Consider the following 9,918-nt stretch of genomic DNA (forward strand, 5'->3'; position numbering starts at 1 on the left):
TATAACACAGATACATTTCTAATAAACCTAAAAAACAAAATCGTGACTTAATGCCACGATTTCTTACTCTATAACTAACTATTTATCCTCTATCCACTTTACTCTTTCAAAAATAATTTTATATCCATCACTGCCATAATTTAAAGCTCTATTTACTCTACTAATAGTTGCAGTACTTGCTCCAGTACTACTAGCAATATCAAGATATGTTCTCTTTTCCATAAGCATTCTTGCAACCTGTAATCTTTGCTCAATTGCTTTTATCTCATAAACCGTACATATGTCTTCAAAAAATCTATAAAACTCCTCCTTAGTTTTTAAACTTGCTATTCCCTCAAATAAGAAGTCCATTTCCTTGCTTTCTAGCTTTGATTTATACTCCCCCATGAGTTCTCCCCCTTGTTACAAACCTATTCTTTACCATGCCTTAATTATATACTTTAATGATTTAACATGTAAATACGAATTCATAAAAGAAAATACATTTTAGTTTATAAATGTTAATTAATTATTATTTTTACAAATAAGTTAAATTATATTTTATTTTCATTGCAATTATTAGAATTTTTAAGGAATATTTATAACAAAAGAAAGCAAATACTCTAGCTAATTAGCAAGTAAATTGAATATAATCTTATTTAAGAATATCTTATAAAAGTTAAAAATTTTATAAGATATTCTAAATTATCTATTTAAAAAGTTATAACAGTTTAAAAAAAGCTAAAGCAGCCTGCGCTACTTTAGCTTTTATAAATTCATATTTATTAATGTTATAGAAATAACAAATATTACTGAGGAAACTATAGTAAGTTTCATTAGAAAAGATTCCTTAGTTTTAGTTTTATTTTTAGAATAAAATGTATCTGAAGACCCTGATACTAATCCTTGTATTCCATTTCCTTTACTTGGTTGTAATAATATAGACACTATTACTACAATTGCAGAAATTATTTGAATTGCTAAAAGTGTATTTTTCACTTGTACACCCCTCCTGTACCTAACCATTAATGTACCTATTTTAACATATTAATTCATAATTTACAATGTAAAGTCATTATTGTATATAAAAATTTAACTATAAAATTCCATAAAAGTTAGCACAGGAGACTTAAACCTCCTGTGCTACAATAGATTATTTTCTTTTGATATTATAGAATGCTTTTATTCCTCTATATTCAGCCATGTCACCTAGTTCTTCTTCAATTCTTAATAATTGATTATACTTAGCAACTCTTTCACTTCTAGCTGGAGCACCAGTTTTAATTTGTCCTGCATTCATTGCTACAACTAAATCAGCTATTGTTGTATCTTCAGTCTCTCCACTTCTATGAGAAACAACAGCAGTGTATCCAGCTCTAGAAGCCATTTCCATAGCATTTATTGTTTCAGTTAATGTGCCTATTTGGTTTAATTTTATAAGAATTGAGTTAGCAACTTCTTTTTCAATTCCCATCTCTAATCTCTTAGTATTTGTAACAAATAAATCGTCTCCTACTAATTGAACTTTTTTACCAAGCTTTTCAGTTAGATACTTCCATCCTTCCCAATCTTCTTCTGCCATACCATCTTCGATTGAAATTATAGGATATTTTTCACAAAGTTCAACATAGTAATTAGCCATTTCTTCTGGAGTTAGAACTCTACCTTCTCCTGCTAAATTATATTTTCCATCTTCATAGAACTCAGATGAAGCAGGGTCAAGTGCTATAAATATCTCCTCACCAGCTTTGTATCCAACTTTTTCTATAGCTTCCATGATAACTTTTATAGCATCCTCATTTGAAGCTAAGTTTGGTGCAAATCCACCTTCATCACCAACACCAGTTGATAATCCTTTAGATTTTAATATAGATTTTAATTCATGATAAACTTCTGAACACATTCTTAGTGCTTCACTAAAAGACTTAGCTCCTGCAGGCATTATCATAAACTCTTGTAAGTCTACATTATTGTCAGCATGACTTCCACCATTTAGTATATTCATCATTGGTACTGGTAAAACCTTTGCATTTACTCCGCCAATATATTGATAAATCCCAAGTCCTAAATATTCAGCAGCAGCTCTTGCACATGCTAAAGACACTCCAAGCATTGCATTAGCTCCTAATTTACCTTTATTTTCTGTTCCATCAATTTCAATCATAGCTTTATCTATTGCAACTTGATCAAATACATTCATTCCTATTAATTCTTCAGCTATTATCTCATTTACATTATCAACAGCTTTTAGAACACCTTTTCCATTGTATATTGACTTATCTCCATCTCTTAATTCAACAGCTTCATATATTCCTGTTGAAGCTCCAGATGGTACTGCAGCTCTTCCTACTGTTCCATCCTCTAGAGTTACTTCAACCTCTACAGTTGGGAATGCTCTTGAGTCTAATATTTGTCTTGCGTATACGTCAATAATTTCAACGTGTTGTTTCATATAAGTTCTCCTCCTCATAAGGTAAATATTTAGAAATATATATTAAGATATTTACTATTTGATTAATGATTTTCCAGTAATTTCGCTTGGAATCTCTAAATTCATAACTTTTAACATAGTTGGTGCAATATCTGCTAATATTCCACCTTCTCTCAATTCTTTAGCTTCTTTAGAAACATAAATAAACGGCACTTCATTGGTTGTATGTGCAGTCATTGGTTTTCCTGTTGAGAAATCTATCATTTGCTCTGCATTTCCATGGTCAGCAGTTATAAATAATGTTCCATCCATTTCTAATATCTTATTTGCTACCTTACCTAAACAAATGTCTACTGCTTCTATGGCTTTAATTGCCGCTTCTATAACACCACTATGACCTACCATATCCGGATTAGCATAATTTAGTATTATCATATCATACTCATTGGTATTTAATCTATTTAAAACTTCTTCTGTTACTTCATAAGCACTCATTTCAGGTTTTAAATCATAAGTAGCAACTTTAGGTGAAGGGATCAATACTCTATCTTCATTAGGATTTGGAGCTTCTACTCCTCCATTAAAGAAAAATGTAACATGAGCATATTTTTCTGTTTCTGCTATTCTAAGTTGTTTTAACCCCTTAGAACTTACATATTGTCCAAGAGTATTATTATAGCTCTCAGGAGCATAAGCTACTATTACATTTTCTAAAGTTTTGTCGTACTGAGTCATAGTTACATAAGTTAAATCTAAAGATTCTCTTTCAAAGTGAGTAAATACTTTATCATTTATGGCTCTAGTTATCTCTCTTGCTCTATCTGGTCTAAAATTAAAAAATATTACTGAATCTTTATTAGAGATCTTAGCTACAGGACTTCCATCTTCTAATAACACTGTAGGAATAACAAATTCATCAGTTTTATTATCATGATAAGCCATCTCAATAGCTTCTATAGGATTATTTGCTTTAATACCTTCACCCTTAACTAAAGCATTATAGGCAAGTTGTATCCTTTCCCATCTATTATCTCTATCCATAGCATAATATCTTCCAGATATAGTTGCAATCTTTCCTGTATTCTCAGCTTTCATATGAGCTTCTAATTCTTCTATAAAAGTCTTTGCTGAAGAAGGTAATACATCTCTTCCATCTAGAAAACAATGTATATATACTTTTTTAAGTCCTTTATCTTTGCATAATGTAATTAATGCTTTAAGATGGTCTATATGGGAATGTACTCCTCCATCTGATAAAAGCCCCATTAAATGCATAGAAGAATTATTCACTTTAGCATTATCTATTGCCTTATTAAAGGCATCATTCTTAAAGAATGAACCTTCATCTATATCCTTACTTATTCTTGTTAGTTCTTGATAAATTATTCTTCCAGCACCAATGTTTAAATGCCCAACCTCTGAATTTCCCATTTGACCTTCTGGAAGACCTACACTTATACCACTAGCTTTTAATGTAGTATGTGGATATTCATTAACTAACTTATCAAAATTGGGCTTATATGAATTTCTTATTGCATTGCCATCTAAATTATCACCTAAGCCAAATCCATCTAAAATCATTAGCATCACTGGTTTCTTAGCCATTATTTATCCCACCTTTTAAATTAATAATTTACAATGGCACTAAAATCCTGTGCTTTTAAACTAGCACCTCCAATTAAACCTCCATCTATATGTTCTTTTTCCATTTGTTCTTTAATAGTAGAAGGTTTTACAGAACCACCATATTGAATTCTTACAGCTTCACTTACTTCTCTGCCATATAATTTCTCTATTACTTTCCTTATAAAACCAATTGTTTCATTAGCATCATCTGCTGTAGCTGTCTTTCCAGTTCCTATAGCCCAAATTGGTTCATAAGCTATAATCATTTCCTTAGCATTTTCTGATGTAATTCCATTTAAATCTAATTTAACTTGTTTAGCCAATATCTCCTCTGTGATATTCGCTTCTCTTTCTTCTAACGATTCACCAATGCATAATATTGGAACCAGTCCATGAGTAAAAGCAGATTTTAGCTTCTTATTAACAGTTTCATCAGTTTCATTAAAATACTGTCTTCTTTCACTATGGCCTATAATTACATATTCAACACCTAAATCCTTAAGCATTATTGGTGAAATTTCTCCTGTAAAAGCACCATTTTCTTCAAAATGCATATTCTGTGCCCCTACTTTTATATTAGTTCCCTTAACTGCTTCTACTACTGCTGGTAAACATATAGAAGTTGGACACACAACTACATCACAAGTTGCTCCCTTAACTAATGGTTTTAATTCTTCTACTAAAGCTGTAGCTTCACTTATAGTTTTATGCATTTTCCAGTTACCTGCAATTATTGCTTTTCTCATAACTATCCCTCCAAAGTTAAGTTTTTTTATTTATCATTTAGAGCAACTATTCCTGGAAGCTCTATTCCTTCTAAAAATTCAAGTGATGCACCACCACCAGTAGATATATGAGTCATTTTATCTCCAAATCCGAATATATTTACCGCTGCTGCACTATCTCCTCCGCCTATTATAGTAGTAGCTTCACTATTATTTGCCATTGCCTCTCCAACAGCTTTAGTACCTTCCTCAAAGTTACTAAACTCAAATACACCCATAGGTCCATTCCAGATTATAGTCTTAGATACAGCTATTGAACTTTTATAAAGCTCTCTTGTCTTCGGTCCAATATCTAATCCCATATATCCATCATTAATATTTTCATTTTCTGTTATTATAGGTTTAGCATCTTTTGAAAATTTATCAGCTACTACATGATCTAGAGGAATTAAAAGTTTAATTCTCTTTTCCTCAGCTTTTTTCATCATATCAAGTGCATATTCCACTTTATCCTCTTCTACTAATGAATTCCCTACTTGGTGTCCATTTGCTTTTAAAAATGTATAAGCCATTCCTCCACCAATTATTAAGGTATCAACCTTCTCTAATAAATTATTTATAACGTTTATTTTGTCAGATACCTTAGCTCCTCCTAAGATTGCTGTGAAAGGTCTAACTGGATTTTCAACTGCTTCGCCTAAAAATTTAAGTTCTTTTTGTATTAAGTAACCACAAACAGCCACATCTACAAATTTAGCAACACCTACTGTAGATGAATGAGCTCTATGTGCAGTACCAAATGCATCATTAACAAAAATATCGCAAAGTGACGCTAGTTCTTTAGAAAATGTATCTTCGTTCTTAGTTTCTTCACTTCTGAATCTAGTATTTTGAAGTAATACCACTTCACCTTCATTCATTTCCTTTACTAGTCTTATAGCGTTTTCACCAACTACATTATTATCATCTGCAAATTTAACTTCTATACTTAAAAGCTCTGATAATCTCTTTGCTATTGGTTCTAAAGATAATTCTTTTTTAGGCTCTCCTTTTGGTTTTCCAAGATGTGAGCATAAAATTACTTTTCCACCATTATCAATTAAATATTTTATTGTAGGAAGAGCACCTAATAGTCTATTTTCATCTGTTATTAATCCATCTACAATTGGAACATTAAAATCACATCTAACTAATACTTTTTTTCCTTTAACAATTACATCTTCTATAGTTTTTTTGTTGAATACCATTGTTAATCCCCTTTCATTCTCCTAGATACTTCTCTTAAAATTCTACAATAATTTGGATTTTATTGCAATTAACTAAAACAACATATTTAATTCTTTATAAATTTTTTGAAGATGTCTTATAACAAAAAATCTAGTTCCGTATATGTTACAGAACTAGATTTTTATTTTTACTTAAACTATAATCAAATTTAAGATTATAGTCTGTCAGCAACATATTTTGTTAAGTCAGCTAATCTATTTGAGTATCCCCATTCATTATCGTACCAAGAAACAACTTTAACCAAATTGCCTTCAATTACCATTGTTGATAATCCGTCAACTATTGATGAATGTTCATTTCCTCTATAATCAATGGATACTAATGGTTCCTCACTATATTCTAATACTCCTTTTAATTCGCCTTCTGCGGCATTTTTAAATGCTGCATTTATTTCTTCTGCTGTAGCTGTTTTTTCCAATTCACAAACTAAATCTGTCATTGAAACTGTTGGTGTTGGTACTCTTACAGCCATACCATTTAATTTTCCTTTTAATTGAGGTAAAACTAATGATACTGCTTTAGCAGCTCCTGTAGTAGTTGGAATCATAGATTCTGCTGCTGCTCTTGCTCTTCTTAAATCACTATGAGGTGCATCTAATATTTTTTGGTCATTTGTATAAGAGTGAACAGTAGTCATAAGACCTTTTACTATTCCAAATTCTTTATCTAATACTTTAGCAAATGGTGCTAAACAGTTAGTTGTACAAGAAGCGTTTGATATTATACTATGTTTTGAACTATCATATTCTTCTTCATTAACACCTAAAACTACTGTTATATCTTCATTTTTAGCTGGTGCAGAAATTAATACTTTTTTAGCTCCTGCTTCTATATGTGCTTTAGCTTTAGTTGCATCAGTGAATAATCCTGTTGACTCTATAACAATATCCACTCCTGAAATACCCCAAGGAATATTTTTAGGTTCTCTTTCTGCAAATATTCTTATTTCTTTTCCATTAACTACTATAGAATTTTCTTTAGCTTCTACTGTTCCATCAAATTTACCATACAATGCATCATACTTTAATAAGTGAGCTAGTGTCTTTGGATTAGTTAAATCGTTAATAGCTACAACTTCTAATTCACTTCCATATTTCTTAATTAATACTTTAAAAACATTTCTTCCTATTCTTCCAAATCCATTAATTCCAACTTTTATCATTTAAGTTCTCCTCCTAAAAAATAATTATATATTTTAAGTGTCTGTTTAACTTAATAAAGTTTAATACCATCTATTAATAATGTGTTATAAATTTCTTTAGCAGTAGCTTCATCAGTAATTAAAACTTCATTACTTCTACCTCTTACAGCCGATATAATTGCTTTAGCTTTATATTTACCTGCTGCTACAGCAATCATATTCTCCATAGAAGAAATCTTATCAATTTTTATACCTATAGTAGGCATTGAATAGACAATCTCTCCACTATAATTAAAATAATGTCCATAAGCTTCTCCTACTGCATCAAGTTTTTTTATGTTTTCAATAACCTCTTTACTTAAATCTCTTTTTTGAGACATTTCATTAGCATCGCCTACGCCATGAATAACTATATAAGAATTTTCTATCTTATTAAATATTTCTCTTATTCCCTTCTCATTTATTAATGCCTCAAAGGTATCCTCACTGATATTATCGGGAATATGTAATATCTCATAGTTGGCATTTAATTTTGATGCTAATCTACCAGCTAGTGTATTTGATTGAATTTCTATATCTTTTCCTATACCACCTCTAGCAGGAAGTACTGTTATATTATTAAAATTGTTTATTTTCGGAAAATTATCTACAATCTCCTTTACAGTATTTCCTCCTGTTAAAGAAATTATTATGTTATCCTTTAAAATATTTTTCACATAATTAGAAGCAATTTTGCCTAATTCATTTAATACAGCTTTATCTTCATCTACATCTCCAGGAACTATAATAACTTCTCTTAAGTTTAATATTTCTTTAATATAACACTCTATGGATTGAAATCCTCTTAATTCTCCAATAAAGTTTTTCAATCCCTGTAATATTTCTTCTCCTTCTTTAGTAATAGTCATTCCTAAGCTATTAACATCTATAAGTTTTTGTTCCTTTAAGAAGTTTATCTCACTTCTTACTACTCTTTCACTTAGATTAACATTCGTTGCTAAAAGTCTTCTTCCAATAGGTTGATTATAGTAAATATTTTTTAGAATGTTATATCGTTCTTCCATAATTTCCAATAATTCTGGTACTAACTTTAATTGTAGTTTTAAAATTTCTTGCATCATTGTACTCCTTTGGAACGTTTAACGCCCGTAGGTCATTTTTTGTCCCTCTTATATTATACTATAAAAAGCTATTTTTGTGAATAGCTTTTATAATATTTTAGCGTATTTTTTCAATAATAGAAATTATAACCTTTTTCTTTGAGAAGAACTGAAAATACCTAATTGCTCTCTATATTTTGCTATAGTTCTCCTTGAAATCATTATCCCTTCATTATTCAACATATTACATATAGCTGAATCAGAAAAAGGTTTTTTCTTATTTTCACCATCAATTATTTCTTTAATTTTTTTCTTGATATTATTAGTAGAAATATCATCATTCATAGTATTTAACGAATTTGTAAATAGATCTTTTATTTTAATTACTTTTCCAGTATGAAGAGCAATATACTTATCCTTTATAGCTCTGCTTATTGTAGATTCATGAAAATTTATATTATCCGCTACATTTTTGATAGTCATAGGTTTTAAATAATCTTCTCCATACATAAAATAAGATTTTTGTAATGAAATTATTTCTTCTATAACTTTATATAGCGTATTTCTTCTCTCATCTATACTTTTAATTAAAAACATTGCCTTATTCATCTTTTCTTTTACATAATCTACAACTTCTTTTTCTTCACTATTATTTAATATTTCTTTATACACAGTGTTTACGTTTAACTTAGGAAGAATAGAGTCATTCATAATAATTATAAAGTCATCTTCTATTCTTCTTATAGTAGCATCAGGAATTATATAGCTTATTTCTTCACCTGTAAAATATCCTCTTGCAGGTTTAGGTTCTAAAGTTTTAATTATGTCTACATAATCTTGAACAGTTTTACTATCTATTTTTAGTTTTTTAGCTATATCATTATATTTATTTTTAGAAACTAGCTCCAGGTATTCATCCACAATTTCATATATATATGAATTCCCTAGTTTTTTTCTTTTTAATTGAATTTTTAGACATTCTTTTAAATCTCTAGCCCCTATTCCTACAGGTTCTAAATCTTGGATTATCTCTAAGGCTTTTTCACAATATTCTAATGATTGTTTTTTTATCTTTGCTATCTGATCTAATGAAGTATCTAAATATCCTCTTTTATCTATACACTCTACCATATAGTTACATAAATCTATCATCGGTCTTTTAAGATTTATTTCTATCAACTGTTCTTTCAAGAAATCTTTTAAGCTTTTTTTCGCAGAAACAAAGTTTAAAGGAGAAACTTCTTCATCTTTATATCCATATTCAAAAGTTTTGTTATCGTTTTCTAAATGTTTGATCAACTTGGAATAATCAACTTCTTCTTTTCTTACTTCATCATTCTCTTGTGGTTTTGCTTCTAAAACTATATTTTCTTCTAATTCATTATTTATATGCTTCAATAAATCATATGAAGACATTTGTAGAAGCTTTACTGATAGTTGCATCTCCATAGTCATAATTAATTTTTGTTCCATTGTAAGCTTTAAATCAAAATTTAAACTCACTTCATCACCACCAAAATCGTAAAACTTTTATGACTCTTCACTTAATTATAACACAATTAAAGTTTTTTTTGCTATCTACATATGGTAATGTCACTTACAAAACTGAGCTATAGTTTACATATTAAG

General features: G+C 29.5%; 9 protein-coding genes. All 9 read right to left on the bottom strand.

Going from position 1 to position 9,918, the window contains the following annotated elements:
- Positions 1-78: 78 nt before the first annotated feature.
- Complete coding sequence (locus ACY1IQ_RS06855; RefSeq protein ID WP_039634100.1) at positions 79-387, bottom strand: YerC/YecD family TrpR-related protein; 309 nt, start codon at positions 385-387, stop codon at positions 79-81.
- Positions 388-747: 360 nt separating this feature from the next.
- Complete coding sequence (gene secG, locus ACY1IQ_RS06860) at positions 748-978, bottom strand: preprotein translocase subunit SecG (protein WP_461613243.1); 231 nt, start codon at positions 976-978, stop codon at positions 748-750.
- 154 nt (positions 979-1,132) lie between these two features.
- Positions 1,133-2,431 carry a phosphopyruvate hydratase gene (gene eno / locus ACY1IQ_RS06865; protein WP_461613244.1) on the bottom strand — a complete coding sequence of 433 codons (1,299 nt, stop codon included), beginning with the start codon at positions 2,429-2,431 and terminating at the stop codon, positions 1,133-1,135.
- Between the two features lie 54 nt (positions 2,432-2,485).
- On the bottom strand, positions 2,486-4,015 hold the full coding sequence (gene gpmI, locus ACY1IQ_RS06870; RefSeq protein WP_461613245.1) for a 2,3-bisphosphoglycerate-independent phosphoglycerate mutase: 1,530 nt from the start codon (positions 4,013-4,015) through the stop codon (positions 2,486-2,488).
- Between the two features lie 20 nt (positions 4,016-4,035).
- A complete protein-coding gene (gene tpiA / locus ACY1IQ_RS06875) occupies positions 4,036-4,782 on the bottom strand; it encodes a triose-phosphate isomerase (protein ID WP_461613246.1) in 747 nt (248 codons plus the stop codon).
- A gap of 26 nt (positions 4,783-4,808) precedes the next feature.
- Positions 4,809-6,008: a phosphoglycerate kinase gene (locus ACY1IQ_RS06880; RefSeq protein ID WP_461613247.1), complete on the bottom strand. Its 1,200-nt coding sequence runs from the start codon at positions 6,006-6,008 to the stop codon at positions 4,809-4,811.
- Positions 6,009-6,202: 194 nt separating this feature from the next.
- Positions 6,203-7,210 carry a type I glyceraldehyde-3-phosphate dehydrogenase gene (gene gap / locus ACY1IQ_RS06885; RefSeq protein ID WP_461613248.1) on the bottom strand — a complete coding sequence of 336 codons (1,008 nt, stop codon included), beginning with the start codon at positions 7,208-7,210 and terminating at the stop codon, positions 6,203-6,205.
- A 50-nt stretch (positions 7,211-7,260) separates the two neighbouring features.
- A complete protein-coding gene (locus tag ACY1IQ_RS06890; RefSeq protein ID WP_461613249.1) occupies positions 7,261-8,307 on the bottom strand; it encodes a sugar-binding transcriptional regulator in 1,047 nt (348 codons plus the stop codon).
- Between the two features lie 126 nt (positions 8,308-8,433).
- Positions 8,434-9,792 carry an RNA polymerase factor sigma-54 gene (gene rpoN, locus ACY1IQ_RS06895; protein ID WP_461613250.1) on the bottom strand — a complete coding sequence of 453 codons (1,359 nt, stop codon included), beginning with the start codon at positions 9,790-9,792 and terminating at the stop codon, positions 8,434-8,436.
- Between the last annotated feature and the right edge of the window lie 126 nt (positions 9,793-9,918).

It is taken from the genome of Clostridium sp. Marseille-QA1073 (genome assembly GCF_054863625.1).

Coding starts and splice junctions, on each gene's coding strand:
- ACY1IQ_RS06890 (WP_461613249.1), bottom strand. CDS start 8,307: ATGCAAGAAATTTTAAAACTACAATTAAAGTTAGTACCAGAATTATTG.
- eno (WP_461613244.1), bottom strand. CDS start 2,431: ATGAAACAACACGTTGAAATTATTGACGTATACGCAAGACAAATATTA.
- gap (WP_461613248.1), bottom strand. CDS start 7,210: ATGATAAAAGTTGGAATTAATGGATTTGGAAGAATAGGAAGAAATGTT.
- tpiA (WP_461613246.1), bottom strand. CDS start 4,782: ATGAGAAAAGCAATAATTGCAGGTAACTGGAAAATGCATAAAACTATA.
- ACY1IQ_RS06880 (WP_461613247.1), bottom strand. CDS start 6,008: ATGGTATTCAACAAAAAAACTATAGAAGATGTAATTGTTAAAGGAAAA.
- gpmI (WP_461613245.1), bottom strand. CDS start 4,015: ATGGCTAAGAAACCAGTGATGCTAATGATTTTAGATGGATTTGGCTTA.
- ACY1IQ_RS06855 (WP_039634100.1), bottom strand. CDS start 387: ATGGGGGAGTATAAATCAAAGCTAGAAAGCAAGGAAATGGACTTCTTA.